Here is a 22339-nt window from a genome sequence, read left to right on the forward strand (position 1 = left end):
CCGTGAAGGTGAAGGTCGACAAGACACTCGTTGCGTCGATTGCCCTCCACGTCCTCGTGCTGGGATGGGGGCTCGTCACCTTTAGCAGCAGGGCTTTTGTGCCGGCGGAAGAGTCGCTGCCGATCGACATCATCTCCACCGATCAACTCGCGCAGATGATGTCGGGGCAGAAGACCGGCGACAAGAAAGAGCCGAAGCCGAAGGTCGAGAAGATCGCGGAAGCCAAGCCCGAGGAAGACGCTGTCGGCAAGGTCACCGAGAAGAAAGAGCTGATCAAGACCAACTCGACGCCGGAGCCGCCGCCAAAACCCGTGGAGAAGCCGGTCGAGAAGAAGCCCGAGCCGCCCAAGCCCGTCGCTGAGGCGAAGCCCAAGGAAGAACCGAAGCCGCCGGAAAAAAAGCCTGACCCGGCCAAGGAAGATCCGATCGCCGAGCTGCAGAAAAAGCTCGAAACCAAGAAGCCGCCGCCCAAGCCGCCGGAGCAAAAGGTCGCGGCGGTGCAGCCGCAACAGCAGCTGCCGAAGCCCAAGGAGCGCAGCTTCGATCCCGCGCAGATCCAGCGCGATCTCGACAAGCGCGCCGCGACCCGGCACGAACTCGCCGGCTCGACGCTGAATGCGTCGGCCTCGCTGGGATCGACGACCGGAACGGCCGCCAACAACATTGCGACCTGGCGGGGCGCGTTCCAGGGGGCGGTGAAGCGCTGCTTCACGCCGACCTATAACGGCCAGGATGCGGATCAATACGAAGCCGACATCGACATTCCCATGAAGATCGACGGATCGCTCGCGTCCGAGCCGATCGTCGTCGCGGTGAGGGGACCGTCGCGATCGATCGCACAGGCGGTGGCGGAGAGTGCCAGACGCGCCATCGTGCAGTGTCAGGTCTATTCGTTCATGCCGAAGCAGCAATACGAGAGCTGGAAGCTCATTCCGATGACTTTCGGCCTGAAAGACATGTTGTGACATCCGAACAAAAGAATTTTGCGATGAATGACGTTCGATCGATGAACCGCCGCCGCTTCATGACCCTGACCGGATCGACGCTCGCGATGCTGGGGGGCGGACAAGCCTTGGCCCAGCAGCCGCAGGGACGGCTCCGCATCGATCCCACCGAGTTTCGGCCGATTCCGATTGCGATCACCAATTTTGTGCCGGGCTCGCCGGCCGACGGTGACGTCGGCAACGGCGTCACCCAGGTCATCACCAACAATCTGAAGCGCTCGGGCCTGTTTGCGCCGGTCGACCAGGCCGCCTTCATCGAGCGCATCAGCAACATCGACGTCGCGCCGCAGTTCGAGAACTGGAAGACCCTGAACGCGCAGGCCCTCGTCACCGGCCGCATGACGCGGCAGCCGGACGGCCGCCTCAAGGCTGAATTCCGCTTGTGGGACGTCGTCACGGGCCAGCAGCTCGCCGGCCAACAATATTTCACCTCGCCGGAATATTGGCGTCGCATCGCCCACATCATCTCCGACCAGATCTATGAGAAGCTGACCGGCGAGAAGGGCTATTTCGACAGCCGCGTGGTGTTCGTTGACGAGACCGGGCCGAAAGAGCGCCGCGTCAAGCGGCTCGCGATGATGGACCAGGACGGCGCCAATGTGCGCTATCTGACCCGCGGCTCCGACCTCGTGCTGACGCCGCGCTTCTCGCCGAACTCGCAAGAGATCACCTACATGGAATTTGGCCAGGGCGATCCGAAGGTCTACCTGTTCAACATCGAGACCGGCCAGCGCGAGATCGTCGGCAACTTCCCCGGCATGACCTTTGCGCCGAGGTTCTCGCCGGACGGCCAGCGCGTCATCATGAGTCTGCAGCAGGGCGGCAATTCCAACCTGTTCGTGATGGATCTGCGCTCGCGCTCGACCACGCGCCTCACCGACACGCCCGCGATCGACACCTCGCCTTCCTACTCCCCGGACGGCACCCGCATCTGCTTCGAGTCCGATCGCGGCGGCAGATCGCAGATCTATGTCATGGCCGCGGGCGGCGGAGCGGCGCAGCGCATCTCTTTCTCCAAGGACGACAACAACGCCACCTATTCGACGCCGGTGTGGTCGCCGCGGGGCGATTACATCGCCTTCACCAGGCAAGGTGGCGGGCAGTTTTCGATCGGCGTGATGAAGCCGGACGGCTCCGGCGAACGGCTTCTCACCTCCGGCTATCATAACGAAGGTCCGACCTTCTCGCCGAACGGCCGCGTGCTGATGTTCTTCCGCGATCCGGGCGGCAGCGGCGGGCCGTCGCTGTTCTCCGTCGACATCTCGGGGCGCAACGAGCTGAAAGTGCCGACGCCGGGCTTCGCCTCCGACCCGGCATGGTCGCCGCTCTTGTCCTCGACATCGGGCTAGCCGCCGCCCCCGGCGCGCGATGATTTGACCGCGCGCCTTTTCCGAAAACTTGGCGAGATGTTTCCCCGCGATAATTGTTCTTTAAGGTTGCACTAGGCAAACTTTTCCCATGGGTTTGTTTCTATTGATGTATTCCGACTATTGGTCATTCAAAACAACTCGACTTTAACGATGTTCCCTCAGAAAGACTTCATACCGGATCGGTAAAACTGCGCTCCAGACAGGACGCGCGTAAACACCAGATGCAGTTTGCAAGTCAGAGCGGAGAGCCGGAACAGCGGCCGCCGAAAACTTCGGCGGCGCAAATCGATTCGCTGTTCGAAGCGCCTGGCCCGTTGCTGGCGGGACTCATTTTCGTGTCGATTGGTGCGGCCCTCACCGCGCTGAGGACGGGCGAGCCGCTGATCTGGGCGTGCGTCGCACTTCTGATCCTGGCCGGGACCGCGCGGGCGATCGACCTGCGCCTCTATCAGGCACGTCACGCGGTCATGACCGTCGAGGCGGCCGCACGCTGGCAGAAGCGCTATCAGATCGGAGCAAAGATCCAGGCGGCTGCGATCGGCATCTGGTGCGCCACCACCCTGTTGGCCACGGACGACGCCGTGGCCCACATGATCGCCTTGTCCGTCACGACCGGAATCGCGGCAGGCGGCGCGGGCAGGGCATATGGCCGGCCTGCGATCTTCCACCTCCAGGCCGTGCTGATCTTCGGCCCGGCCGTGCTTGCCTTGGCGCTGCGTGGAACACCCTACTACATCGCGATGGCGCTGGTCAGCGCCGCGTTCCTGATGGCGATCATGCAGCTCTCGGTGAATCTGCATCGAATCTTCATGGGAGCGGTCGTGGCACGTGAGCGTGAAGCCGCGCTCGCCGGCCAGTTCGATACGGCTCTGAACAACATGCCGCACGGCCTCTGCATGTTCCGCGTCGACGGACAGCTGGCGGTCATGAACCACCGCTTCGGCGCAATGATGAATCTGCCGGAAGGTCTCGCGCAGCGCGGGGTCAACGCGCGTGACATCGTCGCGGCGTGCGTGAGCGCGGGATCCATCTCCGCTGGGAGCGGCGAGCGAATCGTCGCGGACATCGAGAGTTCGCAAGCCAAGGAGATCATCACCGCCGATCCCGATACGCAGCGAAACCGGTCGTTGTCCTGGACTGTCCAGCCGATGGCTGACGGTGGCGCGGTGGTGCTGCTCGAGGACATTACCGAGCGACGTAGCGCCGAGGCCAAGATCACGCATCTGGCGCGCTACGACGACCTCACCGCGCTGCCCAACCGCGTTCATTTCCGCGATGAGATCGAAAGGCTGCTGGCGATCTCGCACGGCGCCGAGCGCCTGTCCGCGCTGCTGTTCGTCGACCTCGACCAGTTCAAGCAGGTCAACGACACGCTCGGCCATCCCTGCGGCGACCAGCTCCTGTGCGCGGTCGCCAACCGTCTGCGCGAGATGCTGCGCCCCGAGGATTTCGTCGCCCGCTTCGGCGGTGACGAATTCGTCGTGTTCCAGGAGAACATCTCCTCGCCCGAGGACGCCGCTGCGCTGGCGCGCCGGATCGTCGAACGGCTGAGCGAGCGTTACCGCATCGACAATCATCTGGTCGAGATCGGCGCCAGCGTCGGCATCGCATTGACCTTGCCGGAGGGCATCAGCGCAGACACGCTGCTCAAGAATGCCGACATGGCGCTGTACCGGGCCAAGGCCGACGGCCGCGGCACCTTCTGCTTCTTCCGCGACGAGATGGCGGCGACCGTCGAGGCGCGCCGCATCCTCGAGCTCGATCTGCGCAAGGCGCTCGCCAACGAGGAGTTCGAGCTGTTCTATCAGCCGCTGGTCAATCTGAAATCCGGCAAGATCACGACGTGCGAGGCGCTGCTGCGCTGGAATCATCCGGTGCGCGGCACGGTCTCGCCGATCGACATCATCCCGGTCGCCGAGGACATGGGGCTGATCGTCGATCTCGGCCGCTGGATCCTGCGCCGCGCTTGCATGGAATGCATGAAATGGCCGGAGGGCGTCAGCGTCGCCGTCAACTTCTCGCCGCAGCAATTCCACCAGCGCGACGTCTTGAGCGAAATCCGCTACGCGCTCGAGGTTTCGGGGCTCCCGGCGCATCGGCTGGAGATCGAGATCACCGAATCCTCCCTGTTGCGCAACACCCAGCTCACGCACGACATCCTGTCGCAATTGCATGCGATCGGCGTGCGCATTTCGCTGGATGATTTCGGCACCGGCTATTCGAGCCTCAGCTACCTGCACAATTTCCCGATGCAGAAGGTGAAGATCGACCGCTCCTTCCTCGAGGGCATCGATGCCGACCGGCCGCTGACGCTGCTGCGCGGCGTAGCGCGGCTGTCGGCCGATCTCGGCATGGCGGTCGTGGTCGAGGGCATCGAGACCAATGATCAGCTCGAGTTGATCAGCGCCGACGGCACCGTGACCGAAGGGCAGGGCTATCTGTTCAGCCGGCCGGTGCCGGCAGTCCGGATTCGCCAATTGCTCAATGCCTCGCATGGCCGCCGCGGGGCTGAGGACCACATCGTCATGGTGTCCTCGCGATCGATCGCCTGATCTTTCTCCGCCTCGCTCCTTCAACGCATTTAGCTCTCGTTCGCCCGTGTTTTTGCGGGCTGCAAAGGTTAACCCTAACGTTTCTAAGCCTTTGCAATTCCGTTAATGAACCATTAATCTCCTCACACTCGCAGAAGTTGCTTTGGAGTGTAGGGGTACTGGATGACGTCTGGAGCTGAACCGCAAACGGTGCTCCTTCCGCGGGGAGCCGCTCTGTTTGACCGCATCGATTACCGCCTGATCGAAACTCCCGAGGACCGAGACAACCTCTATTTGATGCGGTACCGGGCCTATCTGCACGCCGGTCTGATCGAGCCGTCGGAGTCGCGGCGCGTAACCGATCGCTTCGACGATGCGCCCAACACCTGGAATTTCGGGGTCTATGTCGATGGAGAGCTCTGCAGCTCCGTTCGCATTCACGTCCTGACGTCGGACTGGCGGATGTCCTACACGACCGAAGTGTTTGGCGACGTGCTGCATCCCCGCCTCGACCGCGGCGAAGTTCTCATCGATCCATGCCGGTTTGTTGCCGATCCCGAAAAGCACCAGCGTTTTCCGGAGCTGCCCTATCTGACGGTGCGGCTGGCCTTTGTGGCCTGCGATCATTTCAACGCCGATACCGGGCTGGCCATGATCCGGACCGACCACCAGGCGTTTTATCGTCGCATCTTCCTGCACGAGACCATTTCACCGGAGCCACGCGGGTTTCCGGGCTGGCCCACCAAGAAGGCCGTGCTGATGGCGTCCGATTTCCGGAACCAGCGGGAAAAGGTCCTGACGCGCTTTCCGATCATGCGCTCCAGCGCGTTTGAGCGGCGCATGCTGTTTCAACGCAGCAGCCCCCGCCAGGCTGCCGCGCGCCCGGTGTCGCTGGCCACGCAGCGGCCCCCGGACGTAGCCGTCTCGGCAACGGGTTCTGCCCGCTAGGCCCCACGCGACGAGCCTAAAATTCCAGCAAAGGCCGCGGTTTTTGCCGGTCGTTGCGGCTTGCCTTCACCGTCGCGCCACATTTACAACCCATTAACCATGACGGTTGCTTTTCGCTGGTTGGGGGCATTTGACCGGCTGTGGCAAGGTTCCATCAAGGTTGACGGAACGTTCGCTTAACCAACCCCCTGTAGACCGGACAGCAGTGGACGAAACGTGAGCGTGGAGGCTCCGGAATGAAACATCCTATGCGCATCCTCCAGGGATTGAAGCTGGCCGCGGTGCTTGCCGTCGCGTTGTCGATGGGTGCCTGCGCCAACAAGAACTCTGCCACGGATGCGATGGCCAACGCGGCGACGCCGGGCAGCCAGCAAGACTTCGTCGTCAATGTCGGCGACCGCGTGTTCTTCGAAAGCGACCAGACCGATCTGACCCCGCAGGCGATCGTGACCCTGGAGAAGCAGGCGCAGTGGCTCCAGAGCTATCCGCGCTACAGCTTCACCGTCGAAGGTCATGCCGACGAACGCGGCACCCGCGAATACAACATCGCGCTCGGCGCTCGCCGCGCCCAATCGGTGCGTTCGTTCCTCGCCTCGCGCGGCATCGATCCGAACCGCATGCGCACGATCTCGTACGGCAAGGAGCGGCCGGTGGCCGTTTGCAACGACATCTCCTGCTGGTCGCAGAACCGCCGCGCCGTCACCGTGCTGAACGCGAGCTCCTGACGATCGGTCAGGCGCCGTTCATCTTCAGATAGCGATTATGCCGGCGCCCTCTCGGGCGCCGGTTTCGTTTCAGCGATCTGTGACAGAAACCCGTTTGTTACAGTCACAGTTTTGGCGTACTCCCCTTCAATGTGTGGCGCGTCGAATGTTCGGTCGCAGGCCATTTCGCTTTCGTCGTCAGGGCAAGATGTCATCCAGATTTAAGGTCTTCACCGGCACCGTGGCGATCGCCGCGCTGCTTTCGTTGTGCTCGCCCGCCCTCGCACAATCGGACGATGCAGATCCCGAGATGCGGATCGAGCGGCTGGAGAACCAGCTGCGCCAGCTCACCGGTCAGAACGAAGAGCTGCAATATCGCAACCGCCAGCTCGAAGAGCGGCTAAGAGCGCTCGAGGGCGGCGCGCAAGCTTCGCCCGGCCAGACGCCGGTCCAGCCCAATGTCGCGGCCATGCCGCCCGCACAAGCCGCGCCGGCCTATCGCCAGCAGCCGCCGCACCAGCAAGCGGCCCAGCCGAATTACGAGCAGCCGCAGATCGCCTCTCCGGCACCGATCGTTCAGGAGCAGCCTGCGCCCGGCGCGCCGGGCACGCGCCGCCGCGGCGATGCCTTCGACCCGAACCAGAGTCCGAATGCGCCGGGTGCGCCGCGCGCGCTCGGCGGCGGGCAGCAACCGATGCCTGCAGGTGCCCCGAGCGGCGCGCCCGGCGGCCGTGGCGCCGGCGAACCGCTTGATCTCGCCAACAGCGGCCCCCGCTATCCGCAGGCGGTCGGGCCTCAGGCTGCGCAGCCCGGCTATCCGCCGGTCTCATCCGGCTCTCCCGCGCCATCAGGCGGCACGGGCCTTGCGACCCTGCCGCCCTCGGCAACGCCGCGCGACGAATTCGACCTCGGAATCGGCTACATGCAGCGCAAGGACTACGCGCTGGCCGAGCAGACCATGAAGAATTTCTCGCAGAAATATCCGAGCGACCCGCTGCTCGGTGACGCGCAATACTGGCTCGGCGAGAGCTATTTCCAGCGCCAGCAATATCGCGACTCCGCGGAAGCCTTCCTCGCCGTCACCACGAAATACGACAAATCCGCCAAGGCACCGGATGCCCTGCTGCGGCTCGGCCAGTCGCTGGCGGCGCTGAAGGAGAAGGAGGCGGCGTGTGCCGCCTTCGGTGAAGTCGGGCGCAAATATCCGCGCGCTTCCGCCGGCGTCAAAGCTGCGGTCGACCGCGAGCAGAAGCGGGTGAAGTGCTGAGGCGCGGCGATTGATCCTGACAAGACGGATGGCGCTGCGCTAAACAGTGTCCATCCGCGGACGATTGCAGTGTCATGTCAGAGGACAATTCACCGATCTCGGCGCGTGAGGCCAAGCGCCTCTTCGCAGGCCTGAAAGGCGCGCAGGGACTGCTGCTCGCGGTCTCCGGCGGGCCCGACTCGGTGGCGCTGATGTGGCTTGCGGCGCGCTGGCATCGCAGCCTTTCGCGCGGCCCGCGTCTCACCGTAGTCACCATCGACCACGGCTTGCGGCCGGAGGCGGCGCGCGAGGCGCGCGCGGTCAAGCGTCTCGCAACCGGGCTTGGCCTGCCGCACCGGACCGTGCGCTGGCGCGGGGCAAAGCCGAAAACGGGACTGCCGGCCGCCGCGCGCGAAGCTCGCTACCGCCTGCTTGTGCAGGCCGCGCGCCTCGCCGGTGCGAGCCACGTGCTGACCGCCCACACCCGCGACGACCAGGCCGAGACCCTGTTGATGCGGCTTGTGCGCGGCAGCGGATTAGCCGGGCTGTCGGCGATGGCCCGTCTCACCGAGCGCGACGGCGTCGTTCTTGCGCGTCCACTACTCGATGTTCCGAAGTCGCAGCTGATCGCGACCTTGAAGCGGGCGAAGATCGGCTTTGCCGACGATCCCACCAACCACGACGCTGCCTTTACCCGGCCGCGGCTGCGTGCGCTGCTGCCGCAGCTCGCGGCGGAGGGCGGTGATGCCCGCAGCCTGGCTCGGCTCGCGGCAAGGCTGGCGCGCGCCAATTTGGCCGTCGAGGTGCTGACCGATGGAGCCGAGCGCTTCCTCCGTTTGCGGGATCGCGGCGATGCGCCGCAGGCCGGCGTTCGAAGCTTCGAGGCCTCCGGGTTTGCCGCCCTGCCGGAGGAGGTCCGGCTGCGGATCCTGCTGCGGGCCATCAACGCGTTCGGGCATGAGGGGCCGGCGGAACTCGGCAAGGTCGAATCCCTCCTGGCCGTGCTCGATCAGGCCATTGCCGCAAGTGCCCGCGCACCCGCAAATGGCCGGCCGGCCCTGAAGCAGACGCTTGCGGGAGCCTTGATCAGCCTTGCCGGGGGACGTATCCGCATCGCCCCGGCGCCGGCCCGGCGCAAGGGTGGATCAAGGGTGGATAAGGGCGGATCATGGCACCGGCCATTTCGAGACCGCGCCGTGAGGACACCTTAACCAGGCAGGAAAAACCCGGATCCGGGCGCCATTATTTCAGCGGGAATCGGACTAAGATGGGCTAAATAGTCCCATCTCGTTCCCTTGGCAGCGACCGGAGCGACACCTAGATTGTATGCGTCTAACCGAGAGGATTCCTTGGGGATTTCCTCGCGCTGCCCAAATAACTGCCCAAGGCTCAGGCCGCGATCCGCGCGACCACGAAGGAAGATCGATGAACGCCAATCTGCGCAATTTCGCCCTCTGGGTCATCATTGTCCTGCTGCTGTTGGCGTTGTTCACGCTCTTCCAGAATCCGGGTCAGCGCGCCTCCTCGCAGGACATCGCCTTCTCCCAGCTCCTGAGCGAGGTTGACCGCGGCAATGTGCGCGACGTCGTAATCCAGGGGCCGGACATTCACGGCACCTTCACCAACGGCTCGAGCTTCCAGACCTATGCGCCGAGCGATCCGACGCTCGTGAAGCGCCTCTATGACAGCAAGGTGCAGATCACCGCGAAGCCGCCCGGCGACAACGTGCCGTGGTTCGTCTCGCTGCTGGTCTCCTGGCTGCCCTTCATCGCGCTGATCGGCGTGTGGATATTCCTGTCGCGGCAGATGCAGGGCGGCGCCGGCAAGGCGATGGGCTTCGGCAAGTCGCGCGCAAAAATGCTGACTGAAGCGCATGGCCGCGTCACCTTCGAGGACGTCGCGGGCGTCGACGAGGCCAAGCAGGACCTGCAGGAGATCGTCGAATTCCTGCGCGACCCCGGCAAATTCCAGCGCCTCGGCGGCCGAATTCCGCGCGGCGTGCTGCTGGTCGGACCTCCCGGCACCGGCAAGACCCTGATCGCGCGTGCGGTCGCGGGCGAAGCCAACGTGCCGTTCTTCACCATTTCGGGTTCTGACTTCGTCGAGATGTTCGTCGGCGTCGGCGCCAGCCGCGTCCGCGACATGTTCGAGCAGGCTAAGAAGAACGCGCCCTGCATCATCTTCATCGACGAAATCGACGCCGTCGGTCGTCACCGTGGCGCCGGCCTCGGCGGCGGCAATGACGAGCGCGAGCAGACGCTGAACCAGTTGCTGGTCGAGATGGACGGCTTCGAGGCCAACGAGGGCGTGATCCTGATCGCCGCGACCAACCGTCCCGACGTGCTCGATCCCGCGCTGCTGCGTCCCGGCCGCTTCGACCGTCAGGTCGTGGTGCCCAACCCGGACGTCGTCGGCCGCGAGCAGATCCTCAAGGTCCACGTCCGCAAGGTGCCGCTGGCGCCGGATATCAACCTCAAGACCATCGCGCGCGGCACCCCGGGTTTCTCCGGCGCCGACCTGATGAACCTCGTCAACGAAGCCGCGCTCACCGCCGCCCGCCGCAACAAGCGGATGGTGACCCAGGCCGAGTTCGAGGAAGCCAAGGACAAGGTGATGATGGGCGCCGAGCGCAAGTCGCTCGTCATGACCGAGGAAGAGAAGCTGCTGACGGCCTATCACGAGGGCGGCCACGCCATCGTCGGCCTCAACGTCGTCGCGACCGATCCGATCCACAAGGCGACCATCATTCCGCGCGGGCGTGCGCTGGGTATGGTCATGCAGTTGCCCGAGCGTGACAAGCTGTCGATGTCGCTGGAGCAGATGACCTCGCGCCTTGCCATCATGATGGGTGGCCGCGTCGCCGAAGAGCTGATCTTCGGTCGCGAGAAGGTAACCTCGGGTGCGTCGTCCGACATCGAACAGGCGACGCGTCTGGCGCGCATGATGGTGACGCGCTGGGGCCTGTCCGAGGCGCTCGGTACCGTGTCCTACGGCGAGAATCAGGACGAGGTTTTCCTGGGCATGTCGGTGTCGCGCACCCAGAACGCATCGGAAGCGACGGTTCAGAAGATCGATACCGAGATCCGGCGCTTCGTCGAAGAAGGCTATAACGAGGCAACGCGTATTCTCACCGAGAAGCGCGCCGATCTCGAAGCTCTCGCCAAGGGCCTGCTCGAATTCGAGACGCTCTCCGGCGACGAGATCATCGACCTGCTCAAGGGCAAGAAGCCGAACCGCGAATCCGTGCTCGAGCCGACCACACCGCGCGCCTCGGCCGTGCCGCCGGCCGGCAAGTCGCGCCCGCGACCCGATCCGGATCCCGGCCTGGAGCCGCAGCCGCAGGCGTAATCGCGTACGGCAGATCGAATTGAAAAACGCGGCGGAAACGCCGCGTTTTTTGTTGGTGATGGTGATTTGCGGGTGGTGCCAACTCAGCGCCCGTCATTGCGAGCGCAGCGAAGAAATCCAGAATAGATCCGCGGTGACAGTCTGGATTTGCTTCACTGCGCTCGCATTGACGATTTTGATGCAGTTGCACTGGAAACTCAGAAGTACGGCAGGCAAAGGTGCCTAAGCGCCGGGCCCACCATCTCTCGCCAATCACGCTAGAAGTGGTGGCACACGCTCCGGAGTTTGCGTCATCACTTCGGCGCCCGCATCGCCAGCCGCAGATTGGATTCAGGAATGCGGCGACATTGCCGGCTCGCCAGACCCTGCCGGACTGCGCAACGCGCCGAACACGACGCCGATGAGAGCGACGATGAGGAGCGGCGATAGTCGTCCCGCCGGAATATACACCGCCGGGCTGAGCAACGGCACCATCCAGATGCCGAGCCCGATCAGCCAGTCGCGAAAGCGTGGAGCATCGATCGATGCGGCAAGCCACAGCACGACGGCGACCGTCAGCAGCGTCGCGTCATAAGGGCCCGAATGCGGGGCTGCCAGCACGGTTGCCGCAAGCAGTACGATCAGCTTGTTGTTGGTACGGAGCGAGGAGCGAAAGACCGCGAACGTTGCCGCCGCGCTCGAAAGGATCGCGGCCAGCTGCAGGATGGAGGCCAGCCGCTCCGGCAGGCCTAGCAGCATCGCGCAGGCCCACACGCTGTGACCCCAGATGCGGCCATAGGCCAGCCATTTCGCGTCGGGGCTGACCAGATTGTTGTACGCCTGCGGTATCCACCAGAGCCACAATTCGACGCCAAAAATCATGGCACTTGCAGCCGCCAATGCGAATGCCGAGCATGCAGCAGCGCACAGGCTGCCATAGCGGCGCGCCCCCATTAGCGCGAGCGGGACGAGCAGGAAGAATTGCGGCTTGAAACTCAGCAGCCCGAGGATTGCCCCGGCCAGGAGCGGTCGCGGTCCGAGCAGCCTGACGCCCGCGACCAGCAGTGCGGCAACGAGAAAGGCGCATTGTCCATCGGCCAGGTTGAGAGATGCCGATGGCGAGACCAGCACGGCCGCGATGATGTAGGGCGTCAGTTGCGGCTGATCGGACCGGTTGCGAAGCGCCCAGGCCAGGAAGCCTGCGGTCGCGGCCTGGAATGCGACATAGGAGCCGATGAAGCCAAGCGGCGCGAATGGCAGCAGCAGAACGAGGAAGCCGGGCGGATAGAACCATGGACGGAACTCCAGAGGCACCGTGAGCCATGATGCGAACGACTGGTTGAGATAGGCCGTGAACGCGTCACCATCGGTGACCAGCGCAAGATTGCCGGCGAGCGACGATTTGACGGCGCCGTAAAACACCATCCAGTCGGTGCCGGGAGCGACGTGGTTCAGCCCGATCCAACCGGGATGGGTGAAGGTGGAGATCAGGACGCCCCAGGCGAAGAGCGTTGCGATCGAAAACGCTGGCAGCATCACGAGAGGAATTCCGATCCAGCGGCGCGATGGACCGGATATCGGCTGCTGAGCTGACGCGCTCACTTGACGGCTTCCCTCGAGGACTCCGCTTCCGGCATCGCGCCGGCCTCTGTGCCGCCGGTTCGCACGTGGATCACGGCGATGTTGTCCGCGTAGAGCCGCTTCCAGCCCTTGATGTGGTCCAGCACCTGGGCGGCCGGTGCGTCCGCGACCATGAGCGTGGCGTCGATCTGGTACGCGTCGAGCAGCCGCGTCAGACTGTCGAGCTTCTTGAGCTCCACGGCCTTGAAGACGTCCATGGCGAAGGTTTCGCCGTAGAGCTCGGCGCGGCCGTCGATGAAGACCGGGATGTCACGCGAGATCAGATAGCCGCCGAACTGGTAGGCGTTGAAGATGCGTTGCGCCTTGCGTTTCTCGAGCAGATCGACGGCGGCGACCGGTGTCTGATCCATCGTGAAGGTGAAGCGGTGATGCGCCATGTAGAGTGAGGTCGAGGTCCAGCCTGCGGCCACGATCATCAGCGCGCCGGTCGCGGTGACGTAACGGGCAGCCCAACTCTCGCCGCCCTGCGTGCCAGGCTGCGGCAGCGCAGACCGTTCGCCGAGGGGCTTGGCCAGCACCAGCGGCACCAGGAAGGCGAAGGCCTCGATGCTCCTGACGTGGGTGAGCGCCATCCAGGTCAGAAGCAGGATCAGAAGAATACGCGGGGGCGAGAGCGTCAGGCCGCGATACAGCCCGATCGCAATCAGGCCGAACAGCGCGCCTTCGAATGCGTTGAAGGAGGCGAAGTTCGCGGGCGCCCACTCGGAGATGATCGTCAGCAGCTCGCCCAGATTGAGGATGTTGATCGCGCCGAGCAATGTGCGCCAGCCATAAGGCGTGACGCAGCTTGCGGCGAGTGCCGCAACACCGAACAGGAACCAGCGCGACAGCAGTCGGACCTGCTTGCCGGACTCCATGCCCCAGAGCGCCACAAATGACATCGGGCCGATCAGGGCCAGGCCCAGCACGAAGCCGCCATGCAGGTTCGACCACAGGGACATCAGCGGCAGCCAGTACCATGACGGGGCGCCCTTGCGGTCGGCTGCGGCCATCAATACGCCGACCCACGCGATCATCACGGGCAGCGCCAGCATGTGTGGCCGCGCCAGAACGTGGTGCAGCGACAGCAACAGCGCGAACATCGCGAACAGGACCGCTCGCGGAATTTCCAGATGGGCCTCGAGCAGGCCGACCAGCATCGCCGCCGACAATGCGACCGCAAGCGCGGTGAGGACCACCGGGCCGGCCCAATCCCATTGCGCATAGGAGAGGGCGAACAGGACCTGCGACAGCCATGAGGTCGAAACCCAGGGCGCCCCCGGACGGGTGAAGGAATAGAAGTCCGTGTAGGGAAGCGCCTGGTGATCGAGGATCCATTGTCCGATCTTGATCTGCCAGAGCGAGTCGGAGTCCTGAAGCAGCGTGTCGCCGACATACGCGAAGAAGAGATAGGCGCCCGCACCGACGCACAGCGGCACCAGGGCTCGCGCACGACCCTGCACCGTGATGCTGTTGGCAAAGGAAAGGGACATGCCGCCTCGTCGTCCTGGTGTTTTTGTCGTTGTGCCGAGCGATCGACATTGGACCACGGCGGTCATAATTCCGGGTAAACCGGTGAGGCGGGGCCGGCTTGATGTCTCGACAATTTAACGGATCGTTTTAGATTTCGGTTTACCATCGACGCATACACGCAAACCGCTCTGTGTTTCCGCAGTCGAATTAACTGCGGCGCAATTCTTTGCCTCTACGTTCGGTTCCATGGTCAAGCGGCGCTGGGAAGCCCAAAAGACCAGATCAGTTGTAGCCTCGTGTACTCATTTGGAGCTCTTTATGAAGAACCTCGTTGCGCGTTTTGCGAAAGATGAATCCGGCGCCACCGCTATTGAATACGGTCTGATCGCCGCCGGCATTGCGCTGGCGATCATCACTGTCGTCAATAACCTGGGCACCACGTTGAACGCCAAGTTCACCTCGATCTCGAGCAGCCTCAAGTAACGCTGTACGAATCGCGAATTCAAAGAGCCCCGTCCTTGACGGGGCTCTTTTCTTTTGGCGGACGATTTCCGGATCTGGGAAGTCGTGAAGCTGTAGCAAGCTTGTAGGGCGGCAAAGCGTCTGCCGCGGCTCCGAAAGCGCAGGCGTTCCCACCGTCGAGAACATTGAACATTGAAAGTTGCCGGCGGGCACGCCGCTACGCGCGGACCCTAGGGCAACTTGTCGGCTGTCATTCCGCGAGGCCGGGCTGCCAGACCGCCGACGGCGCAGGCGCGGCAGACGTCTGCTGCGCGCGGCGGTGCCATTCGAGATAGAATTTCGCCGCCCAGATCGACGCTGCGGCGACTGCGATTCCGCCGGCGACGTCGATGACGTAATGCGCGCCGATCACCGGTGTTGCCGCAATCATCAGCAGATTGAGCGCAGCCGCGATGCCGCCGAGGCCGCGCACCGGCCACAGCGCCCACATGTAGAGCACGGCGGATGCGGCGTGGAAGCTCGGAAACGAGACAACGCCGGCGAGGAAGAACAACTGGAGCTCGTGCAGGCTACCGTCGCGAAGCGCGAGGATGTCGCGCAACTGCCCGGCATAGACCGCGGTGTTGATTTCGGGAAAATGCGCGGCGGACAGCTGCAGCCCCCAATAGGTGCCGATCGCGGGCACGACGGCGGAGATCGCGATGGTGACCGCGAGCGCGAGGCTCATCGCGAGCATGAACAATTGCAGCCGCATATAGTGCGCCGTCAGTGCCAGCACGACGGGAATGCCGAGCAGCGGCAATTTGATCAGCCCATATCCGCGAGCCAGGCAGTCCGCGAGCCAGGGATGGTCGTTGACGTATCGCGCGATCGGTTCGGGATCGAGGCCGAGTGCACGGTCGATCGCAAGCAGCGCCTGGTCCTGCAGCGGCCAGTTCAGCTTAGCCGCGACATAGCTGAGCGGTCCGACGATGGCGCAGGTGAGAATGATCTGTCCGATCGTTCCGAGCGAAAACAGCAGCTTCGGGTCGGCAAGCTCGCCTTTGACGATGCGGTGGCCATAGGCCAGCGCGAGCAAGACTGCAGCAACTGCCAGCGTCACCCAATAGGCGACTGGTTCGAGGCTCAGGCCGGTGAAGGCGAGGCCCAGCGCCAGCAGGCTGCCCATGGCTGCGATGGGAAGCCAGTTCAGGTGGAAGAGCTGCCAGGCGGTCCGGGCGTCCGTGTCGACCATGCTGCACCGAGGTGGGATCGCGATACCGCAGCACAGTCGCGGAGCAGGTTTAAGATGGCGGTAACGATCGTGGTTACCCCTTCACCAAAGCAGTTCGCGACGTTTTTAGCTGTTTGAGCTCGCGTTTTTTTTGCGTGACGCTTCATGCATTTGCACCTTGTCATCCACTCTGAATAGTTGTTCAGTCCTTGCGGGGCGATTTGCGATATCAGTGACGAAGCGTTCGGCCGCAAGGCGTGCGACCGGCGTGTGGGACAGGAAGCGCGCCATGGTTTATCGGCGGACGCATCAAGTGGTGAAGCGCCTTGCGGCCCGGCGCAGTGCGATACTGGCGGCGGCGCGGGAGGCGGCGGCGGAAGGCGGGATGGCGGCGGTGCAGATTGCGCCAGTCGCGGTTCGCGCCGGCGTCGCTGCGGGTACGGTCTACCGCTACTTCCCCTCCAAGGCCGATTTGATCTCCGAGTTGATTGCCGAAGTCTCCCGCGACGAGCTCACGGCGATCCGGCGAGCCGCCGATGCCGCGCCGGGGCCGTCCTCGGCGCTGGCGGCGGCGGTCACCACCGTGGCTGTCCATACCCTGTCACAGCGCAGGCTCGCCTGGGGCATCCTGGCCGAGCCGGTCGATGTCGATGTCAGCGCTTCACGTCTCGCCAGCCGGCGCGAGATCGCGGGCGAGATGGCCTCGCGGATCGACGCCGCCGTGCGCGCCGGCCACCTGCCGGCGCAGGACACGGCCCTTGCTGCCACCGCGCTGCTCGGCGCGCTGCACGAGGCCCTGGTCGGACCGCTCGCGCCGGACAATCTCGACGATCCCGCCAGGATGCGCGATGCCGTGCAGACCGTGACGCTGCTGGCGCTCCGCGCGGTCGGCGTCATGGACGCCCGCGCCAGGGGGCTCGTCGTGCAGCAGACGCTGCTGCCGACGGCGAAAGCGCTGGTTGGGGCCTAAAACGTCATCCTGATCGACCGGCGGACCTGATCGCGCCCAGGCCGTTGCTCGAGCTCGCCTTTTCAAAAAACCTCAGCACATCCGCCGGACCCGCCGGCTACTGTGCATGGGGTTGTTTTCGACATTTTTTGTTTGCCGGGTGCCGGCGGAGCTAGATATTCGCTTCGCCCTCGGGGCCGACCGAGGCGATGCGCACCATGTTGGTGGTGCCGGGGATGCCGAGCGGCACGCCGGCGACGATGATCACGCGCTGGCCCGCCCGGACGAAGCCGTCGCGGAACGCGATCTGGCCGGCGCGGCTCACCATGTCGTCCTGGTCGCGCGCATCTTCTGCCACCACGCAATGTATGCCCCAGACGACCGACAGCCGGCGTCCCGCCGCGACGTTCGGCGTGATCGCCACGATCGGCGGCTTCGGCCGCTCGCGCGCCACGCGCACGGCGGTCGATCCCGAACTGGTCCAGCAGATCAGGGCCGGCAGGTCGAGCGTCTCGGCGATCTGCCGCGCAGCGTCCGCGATGGCATCGCCGGCGGTGGCTTCCGGGGCCGGGCGCTGTGCGGTGATGACGGAGCGATAAATCGGGTCGCGCTCGACCTCCTCGCCGATGCGATTCATGGTCGAGACGGCCTCGACCGGGAATTTGCCGGCCGCCGATTCCGCCGACAGCATGATGGCGTCGGCACCTTCGTAGACGGCGGTGGCGACGTCGGAGACCTCGGCGCGGGTCGGCACCGGCGACTGGATCATCGATTCCAGCATCTGGGTCGCGATCACCACCGGCTTGCCGGCGCGCCGCGCCATGCGCGTCATCTGCTTCTGCAGGCTCGGCACGCGTTCCAGCGGCAGCTCGACGCCGAGGTCGCCGCGCGCCACCATCAGGGCGTCGGAGGCGTCGATGATGTCGGCGAGGCGATCGATCGCCTGCGGCTTCTCGATCTTGGCCATCACCGCCGCACGGCCGCGGATCATCTTCTTGGCCTCGAGCACGTCGTCGGCGCGCTGCACGAAGGACAGCGCGATCCAGTCGACGCCGGTGACCAGCGCCGCTTCGAGATCGGCGCGGTCCTTCGGCGTCATCGCCGAGACCGGCAGGTCGGTGTCGGGCAGGCTGACGCCTTTGCGGTCGGACATCCGGCCGCCGACCACGACGCGCGTCACCGCGTGCTCCTTCGAGGTCTCCTCGGCGATCAGCCGCACCTTGCCGTCGTCGAGCAGCAGCGCGTGGCCCGGCCGCAGCGCGGCCAGGATCTCCGGATGCGGGAGCTGGACGCGGGTGGTGTCGCCCGGCGCCTTGTCGGAATCGAGCGTGAAGGTCTGGCCATTCTGGAGCTGGACCGCGCCTTCGGCGAAGGCACCGAGCCGGAGCTTTGGCCCCTGGAGATCGACCAGAATGCCGATCGGCCTTCCATAGCTGCTCTCGACGTTGCGGATCGTCGCCACCAGCTCGCGCATCTTGTCATGCGGGGTGTGGCTCATGTTGATGCGGAAGAGGTCGGCGCCGGCCTCGAACAGGCGGCGGATCATCGCGAGGTCCGAAGAAGCGGGTCCAAGGGTCGCGAGAATCTTGATACGGCGAAGACGCCTCATGGCTTATTTCCAGACGGGGGCGAGGGAGCTGGCGGGAGGCCAGGCGCGGCGGGGGGCGTACCACCGGGCGGGCCATTGGGCAAACCCGGGACCCCCGGGCCAACAGGGCCGGGGAGGCCTGGCACGCGCTGCTGCTTTGACGGCTGTTCGTTGGCATCGGTGAGCTGCACCGTCCAGGCCCGCTGCTCGCCGGTATCGACCTCGAAATAGCCGGTCCGGTCATAGCCGCGCGCAAGGCAATCCTCGGTGCCGCGGATGGTGAACTCCTTATCGCGCGAGCACATGAAAGCCTGGCCCGACCATTCGCCGCCGCGGTCATAGTCGATGGCGTAGATGTAATAGAAGCGGGCCACCAGAGTTCCGCGCAGCAGGGTCTCGCAGGAGCGCGACGAGATGTTCCACCAGCCTTCGGTGGTCCAGCCCTCGGCATCCTTGTAGCCGAGCGCGATGCCGACCCGGCTCGATGTGTTGTTGCAGAGCCGGAAATCGGCGGAAGCCGGGCTGGCCCAGAGGTACAGCAGGCCAACCACCAGCACCGGGACCAACCGGGCGAGCAGGCGAAGGCGGGAGCGGGGAGATTCGGCGATCATTGTCGCGGAAGCTATATCAGATCATTGACGATTTGGCGTAGGGCCCAGGAACTGCCTGAAGCCGGCTTCGCGCCCGTTTGCGCCGCGATATGGCAAAATCTGTGACAGGCCCCACCTGATCTCGTAAGGGTGACCCATCCAGGTCACAGCCAATTCGCAAAGCCGAGGGATCCAGCCATGGCAATTGACGACAAAACCAGAACGGAACTCGAGGCTGCCGCTTTCCGGCGCCTGGTCGATCATTTGAAGACGCGGACGGACGTCCAGAACATCGACCTGATGAACCTCGCAGGCTTCTGCCGCAACTGCCTGTCCAACTGGCTCAAGGACGCCGCCGACGCCCAAGGCGTCGCCTTGAGCAAGGATGAGAGCCGGGAAGCCGTCTATGGCATGCCCTATGAGGCCTGGAAGTCGAAATACCAGGGCGCGGCCACGCCTGAGCAGCTCGATGCCATGAAGAAGGTTCATCCGGGGCACTGAACGGCCTCGCCGGCAGCCTGATATGCGGTGCCTTTGAGTCGCATCACACAACCGCTTTCTTCGACACGCCGCAGGAAGGTGTGGGCGCGCTGTGGACGAGCGCGATGCTGCCTTGAACGCGAGAGGTCCGAACCCTAAGGGTCTAACCAGCACGCGCGGTGAGGATGCCGGCGTCACCTCGTTTTGCCAGTTCCATTGGGAGTACCAAGATGGCCACCTCCGCCGCCGTCCGCGACGACGAGCCCGCGACGAAATTTGCCAAGGACCAGCTCAAGTCCATCATCGAGCGCATCGAGCGGTTGGAGGAAGAGAAGAAGGCGATCTCCGACGACATCCGCGACGTATTCGCCGAGGCCAAGGGCAACGGCTACGACGTCAAGGCGCTGCGCACCATCGTGCGCATGCGCAAGCAGGACCCGAACGAGCGCGCCGAGGCCGAGACGATCCTTGAGACCTACATGCAAGCACTGGGGATGATCTGAGCTATCGGTGTCGTCCTGGCTTTCGCCAGGGCGACACCATGCCGATCGAAGGAGACCGCGGTGACTGCGCCGCCGCTGCCGCGCGAGGTAAGCCGTGCCTACGATGCTTTTCCGGCGTCGATCGGCAAGCGGCTGCTTTGGGTACGCGAGCTGATCTTCGCGGCCGCCGCGGCGCATGAAGGCATCGGCCGTCTTACCGAAACGTTGAAATGGGGCGAGCCTGCTTATCTGACCGAAGAGACCGGCAGTGGCAGCACGATCCGGCTCGGCCGCCTGAAGGACTCCGCGCACGCCGCGATTCTGTTCAACTGCAAGACGACGCTGGTCGATACCTTTCGTGAACGCTTTCCCGATCAGTTCGAATATCGGCAGACCAGGGCGTTGCTGTTGCCGGTGTCGGGCAAGCTGCCGAAGCAGGACCTATCGGTCTGCCTGTTGCTGGCGTGGACGTATCATCTGGATCGACGGAGGAAGCGTTAGCGGCGCGCGAAGACGTCAGCGCAGCGAAGCCGTCCGTACGACGAAGGACGTCGTCTCGAGTTTGGCGGTGGCGGTGCCCGAGAAACTGTCGCAGGACAGGCCCTGCATCGGATCGTCGGCAAAACCCATGGCGATCACGGACTGCGGCTTGACGAAGTAGGCGCGCATTGCGGCGGTGTCGAGCTCGCCCATCAGCGTGACCGACATCGCGCGGCTGGCGCTCGGCGACAGCATCACGATCTTGAGCCAGATGCTTTCGCCCTTGGCTGCGGAGAGCCGGGTCGCGGTTGCGACCATGCCGTCGATGCGCTTGCCGACCACCGTGTTGATCTCGGTCGCGGGCGCAACGTTGCGCGATGCGGCGGCGGGACGGGCGGAGCGCGGGATCGGCGCAGAGGCGGCGACGACATTGGCGCGGTCGACCGGGGAGGCGGACGCCGGCGCGTAGGCCAGCGCCTGATAGGCGGCGCTGGACACGCTCGCGGTCGGCTGCGGATCGGTGGCGGCGGCAAGCGCCTGCCGTGCCTTCAGCGCAGCAATTTGGGCCGGCGTCGCCTGCTGCGGCGCAGTCGGGGTATCCCAGAAGCCGCGGGCATTGATGATGTCGGCGGGGGTCTCGGGCTTGGCGTCAGCAGATTTGCCGGCGGCCGGCTTGTCAGCCACGGGGGCCGGCTTCGGCTTGGCAAGCGCGACGATCTGCGCATCGGCCGAGGCGAGCTGGATCGTCGCCGCGACTGACGGCTTGGCGCGCGGCGTCGGCACCGGATCGGCCGGCTTGGTCGCGGCGGCGACCACGGTCGGCGCGACAGTCTTCGCGGACGGGGCGGGCGCGCCCTCGTCATCCTCGTCGTTGCTCGCCGCGGCCGGAGCCGACTTGCCCTTGAACAGGGCGGCAAAGAAATTCGACTTGCTGCCGGAATCCTCGCCGCTGCCGCGCCGCTCGATCTCTGCCTTGGCGAGCTCATAACCCTTCAACGGCGTGCCGTCGGTCGGGAGGTGGACGGTGCGTCCGTCCGGGAAGACCCGGGCGAGCTGGTCATGCGTCATGCGCGGCCAGTGCCGGATGCTGCCGGTGTCGAGATGTACGAACGGCGAGCCGGAGGTCGGGTAGAAGCCGACGCCGCCGCGCTGGAGGCGCAGGCCGGCGAAGCGGATCTGCTCCAGCGGCACGTTCGGGATGTAGAAGTCCATCGCATGCCCCAGCATGTGCTGGCTGAAGCGCGCCACGCCGGAGGAGCGGCGGCGGAGCATGGAGTTGGTCGCGGGCGAGCGGTAGGCGGAGATGATCTGGATCGGCTGCTTGCCGTCGACGTCGCGGTAGACTTCCCAGAGGATGTCGAAGAGGTGACGGTCCATGACCGTCTCGTCCTGGCTGCGCCAGTCGCGCAGGAAGTGGTTGAGCTGCTTCAGCGCCGCTTCGTCGTAGCGTCCGTCGCGCTTGAAGGTGACGGTGAGGTCTTCGCCGGAATGGGTGTGGTGGAAGGAGAGCGTCTTGGTCTCGTTGAGCGCGGCGGCGTTGTGAACTGAACCCGCGGCAGCAAGCAGCAATACGGCAGCGAGGCCGATTCTGGATCCGGCCTTCACTCCCGCATGGGACAACGACAGCACAGCGAATTGGCGTGCGATTCCAGTCAGCACGTTAGAGCCCACCCAGTCGACGAGCGTTCAAAATGGACTCTCCCGCTAACCCCGTTAGCGCGCGAAAGAGGATGAACGCTTTGTTAAAGCGAGAAGGTTAATTCGAGGTTGACCTTCCCGCCCCCAAACCAAGTCAGATCGCGAACCTAACCGGGTGAGTGTGGCAAAAAAACGCCCGCTGCCTGAGGTCAGGTGGAGAATGGTTAACGTTAA

The 22339-nt window shown here is 64.7% G+C and carries 19 protein-coding genes; 13 read left to right on the forward strand and 6 right to left on the reverse strand.

What is annotated here, in order from left to right:
* Nucleotides 1–2 precede the first annotated feature (2 nt).
* The 8 genes from IVB50_RS01380 (at nucleotide 3) to ftsH (ending at nucleotide 11151) form a co-directional block, all read left to right on the forward strand.
* On the forward strand, nucleotides 3–965 hold the full coding sequence (locus tag IVB50_RS01380; protein ID WP_018453790.1) for a hypothetical protein: 963 nt from the start codon (nucleotides 3–5) through the stop codon (nucleotides 963–965).
* Between the two features lie 41 nt (nucleotides 966–1006).
* Nucleotides 1007–2353 (forward strand): Tol-Pal system beta propeller repeat protein TolB, encoded by a 1347-nt coding sequence (tolB, locus tag IVB50_RS01385; RefSeq protein WP_026232593.1) that lies wholly within the window; start codon nucleotides 1007–1009, stop codon nucleotides 2351–2353.
* 242 nt (nucleotides 2354–2595) lie between these two features.
* Nucleotides 2596–4926, forward strand: a complete 2331-nt coding sequence (locus IVB50_RS01390) for an EAL domain-containing protein (protein WP_018453792.1) — start codon at nucleotides 2596–2598, stop codon at nucleotides 4924–4926.
* Between the two features lie 162 nt (nucleotides 4927–5088).
* Entirely contained in the window at nucleotides 5089–5853 is a 765-nt protein-coding gene (locus IVB50_RS01395) for a hypothetical protein (protein WP_026232594.1), read from the forward strand.
* Nucleotides 5854–6089: 236 nt separating this feature from the next.
* A complete protein-coding gene (gene pal / locus IVB50_RS01400) occupies nucleotides 6090–6578 on the forward strand; it encodes a peptidoglycan-associated lipoprotein Pal (protein WP_026232595.1) in 489 nt (162 codons plus the stop codon).
* A 187-nt stretch (nucleotides 6579–6765) separates the two neighbouring features.
* Complete coding sequence (ybgF, locus tag IVB50_RS01405) at nucleotides 6766–7824, forward strand: tol-pal system protein YbgF (RefSeq protein ID WP_018453795.1); 1059 nt, start codon at nucleotides 6766–6768, stop codon at nucleotides 7822–7824.
* A 74-nt stretch (nucleotides 7825–7898) separates the two neighbouring features.
* Complete coding sequence (gene tilS, locus IVB50_RS01410; RefSeq protein ID WP_018453796.1) at nucleotides 7899–9014, forward strand: tRNA lysidine(34) synthetase TilS; 1116 nt, start codon at nucleotides 7899–7901, stop codon at nucleotides 9012–9014.
* A gap of 214 nt (nucleotides 9015–9228) precedes the next feature.
* Nucleotides 9229–11151 (forward strand): ATP-dependent zinc metalloprotease FtsH, encoded by a 1923-nt coding sequence (ftsH, locus tag IVB50_RS01415; protein ID WP_007596301.1) that lies wholly within the window; start codon nucleotides 9229–9231, stop codon nucleotides 11149–11151.
* Between the two features lie 330 nt (nucleotides 11152–11481).
* Here ftsH and IVB50_RS01420 read toward each other — a convergent pair whose 3' ends face one another.
* Nucleotides 11482–12666: a glycosyltransferase family 87 protein gene (locus IVB50_RS01420; protein WP_018453798.1), complete on the reverse strand. Its 1185-nt coding sequence runs from the start codon at nucleotides 12664–12666 to the stop codon at nucleotides 11482–11484.
* 62 nt (nucleotides 12667–12728) lie between these two features.
* Entirely contained in the window at nucleotides 12729–14243 is a 1515-nt protein-coding gene (locus IVB50_RS01425) for a hypothetical protein (protein ID WP_204512217.1), read from the reverse strand.
* A 298-nt stretch (nucleotides 14244–14541) separates the two neighbouring features.
* Between IVB50_RS01425 and IVB50_RS01430 the strand changes: the two genes are divergently transcribed.
* Nucleotides 14542–14706 (forward strand): Flp family type IVb pilin, encoded by a 165-nt coding sequence (locus tag IVB50_RS01430; RefSeq protein ID WP_007614256.1) that lies wholly within the window; start codon nucleotides 14542–14544, stop codon nucleotides 14704–14706.
* 229 nt (nucleotides 14707–14935) lie between these two features.
* On the opposite strand, the gene IVB50_RS01435 is transcribed toward IVB50_RS01430, so the two are convergent.
* Nucleotides 14936–15919: a phosphatase PAP2 family protein gene (locus IVB50_RS01435; protein WP_018453800.1), complete on the reverse strand. Its 984-nt coding sequence runs from the start codon at nucleotides 15917–15919 to the stop codon at nucleotides 14936–14938.
* Between the two features lie 268 nt (nucleotides 15920–16187).
* Between IVB50_RS01435 and IVB50_RS01440 the strand changes: the two genes are divergently transcribed.
* A complete protein-coding gene (locus IVB50_RS01440) occupies nucleotides 16188–16868 on the forward strand; it encodes a TetR/AcrR family transcriptional regulator (protein ID WP_026232596.1) in 681 nt (226 codons plus the stop codon).
* A gap of 151 nt (nucleotides 16869–17019) precedes the next feature.
* Here IVB50_RS01440 and pyk read toward each other — a convergent pair whose 3' ends face one another.
* Nucleotides 17020–18456: a pyruvate kinase gene (gene pyk / locus IVB50_RS01445; RefSeq protein WP_026232597.1), complete on the reverse strand. Its 1437-nt coding sequence runs from the start codon at nucleotides 18454–18456 to the stop codon at nucleotides 17020–17022.
* Nucleotides 18453–19046: a DUF1036 domain-containing protein gene (locus tag IVB50_RS01450; RefSeq protein ID WP_018453803.1), complete on the reverse strand. Its 594-nt coding sequence runs from the start codon at nucleotides 19044–19046 to the stop codon at nucleotides 18453–18455. The genes pyk and IVB50_RS01450 overlap by 4 nt, the downstream gene beginning before the upstream one ends.
* A 177-nt stretch (nucleotides 19047–19223) precedes the next feature.
* Between IVB50_RS01450 and IVB50_RS01455 the strand changes: the two genes are divergently transcribed.
* From IVB50_RS01455 to IVB50_RS01465, 3 genes are all read left to right on the forward strand, one after another.
* Entirely contained in the window at nucleotides 19224–19526 is a 303-nt protein-coding gene (locus IVB50_RS01455) for a DUF1244 domain-containing protein (protein WP_007596287.1), read from the forward strand.
* A gap of 209 nt (nucleotides 19527–19735) precedes the next feature.
* A complete protein-coding gene (locus IVB50_RS01460) occupies nucleotides 19736–20008 on the forward strand; it encodes a DUF2312 domain-containing protein (RefSeq protein ID WP_007596286.1) in 273 nt (90 codons plus the stop codon).
* 60 nt (nucleotides 20009–20068) lie between these two features.
* Entirely contained in the window at nucleotides 20069–20488 is a 420-nt protein-coding gene (locus IVB50_RS01465; RefSeq protein ID WP_247294058.1) for a DUF1801 domain-containing protein, read from the forward strand.
* A gap of 15 nt (nucleotides 20489–20503) precedes the next feature.
* On the opposite strand, the gene IVB50_RS01470 is transcribed toward IVB50_RS01465, so the two are convergent.
* Complete coding sequence (locus IVB50_RS01470) at nucleotides 20504–22138, reverse strand: DUF882 domain-containing protein (RefSeq protein ID WP_026232598.1); 1635 nt, start codon at nucleotides 22136–22138, stop codon at nucleotides 20504–20506.
* Nucleotides 22139–22339 lie beyond the last annotated feature (201 nt).

The sequence above is a fragment of the Bradyrhizobium sp. 87 genome, from assembly GCF_023073015.1.
GTDB classification, from domain to species: domain Bacteria; phylum Pseudomonadota; class Alphaproteobacteria; order Rhizobiales; family Xanthobacteraceae; genus Bradyrhizobium; species Bradyrhizobium canariense_D.

What these genes read in the sequence shown, in the direction of transcription:
- tolB (WP_026232593.1), top strand. Translation starts at nt 1,007, where the DNA reads ATGAACCGCCGCCGCTTCATGACCCTGACCGGATCGACGCTCGCGATG.
- IVB50_RS01390 (WP_018453792.1), top strand. Translation starts at nt 2,596, where the DNA reads ATGCAGTTTGCAAGTCAGAGCGGAGAGCCGGAACAGCGGCCGCCGAAA.
- IVB50_RS01395 (WP_026232594.1), top strand. Translation starts at nt 5,089, where the DNA reads ATGACGTCTGGAGCTGAACCGCAAACGGTGCTCCTTCCGCGGGGAGCC.
- pal (WP_026232595.1), top strand. Translation starts at nt 6,090, where the DNA reads ATGAAACATCCTATGCGCATCCTCCAGGGATTGAAGCTGGCCGCGGTG.
- ybgF (WP_018453795.1), top strand. Translation starts at nt 6,766, where the DNA reads ATGTCATCCAGATTTAAGGTCTTCACCGGCACCGTGGCGATCGCCGCG.
- tilS (WP_018453796.1), top strand. Translation starts at nt 7,899, where the DNA reads ATGTCAGAGGACAATTCACCGATCTCGGCGCGTGAGGCCAAGCGCCTC.
- ftsH (WP_007596301.1), top strand. Translation starts at nt 9,229, where the DNA reads ATGAACGCCAATCTGCGCAATTTCGCCCTCTGGGTCATCATTGTCCTG.
- IVB50_RS01420 (WP_018453798.1), bottom strand. Translation starts at nt 12,666, where the DNA reads ATGCTGCCAGCGTTTTCGATCGCAACGCTCTTCGCCTGGGGCGTCCTG.
- IVB50_RS01425 (WP_204512217.1), bottom strand. Translation starts at nt 14,243, where the DNA reads ATGTCCCTTTCCTTTGCCAACAGCATCACGGTGCAGGGTCGTGCGCGA.
- IVB50_RS01430 (WP_007614256.1), top strand. Translation starts at nt 14,542, where the DNA reads ATGAAGAACCTCGTTGCGCGTTTTGCGAAAGATGAATCCGGCGCCACC.
- IVB50_RS01435 (WP_018453800.1), bottom strand. Translation starts at nt 15,919, where the DNA reads ATGGTCGACACGGACGCCCGGACCGCCTGGCAGCTCTTCCACCTGAAC.
- IVB50_RS01440 (WP_026232596.1), top strand. Translation starts at nt 16,188, where the DNA reads ATGGTTTATCGGCGGACGCATCAAGTGGTGAAGCGCCTTGCGGCCCGG.
- pyk (WP_026232597.1), bottom strand. Translation starts at nt 18,456, where the DNA reads ATGAGGCGTCTTCGCCGTATCAAGATTCTCGCGACCCTTGGACCCGCT.
- IVB50_RS01450 (WP_018453803.1), bottom strand. Translation starts at nt 19,046, where the DNA reads ATGATCGCCGAATCTCCCCGCTCCCGCCTTCGCCTGCTCGCCCGGTTG.
- IVB50_RS01455 (WP_007596287.1), top strand. Translation starts at nt 19,224, where the DNA reads ATGGCAATTGACGACAAAACCAGAACGGAACTCGAGGCTGCCGCTTTC.
- IVB50_RS01460 (WP_007596286.1), top strand. Translation starts at nt 19,736, where the DNA reads ATGGCCACCTCCGCCGCCGTCCGCGACGACGAGCCCGCGACGAAATTT.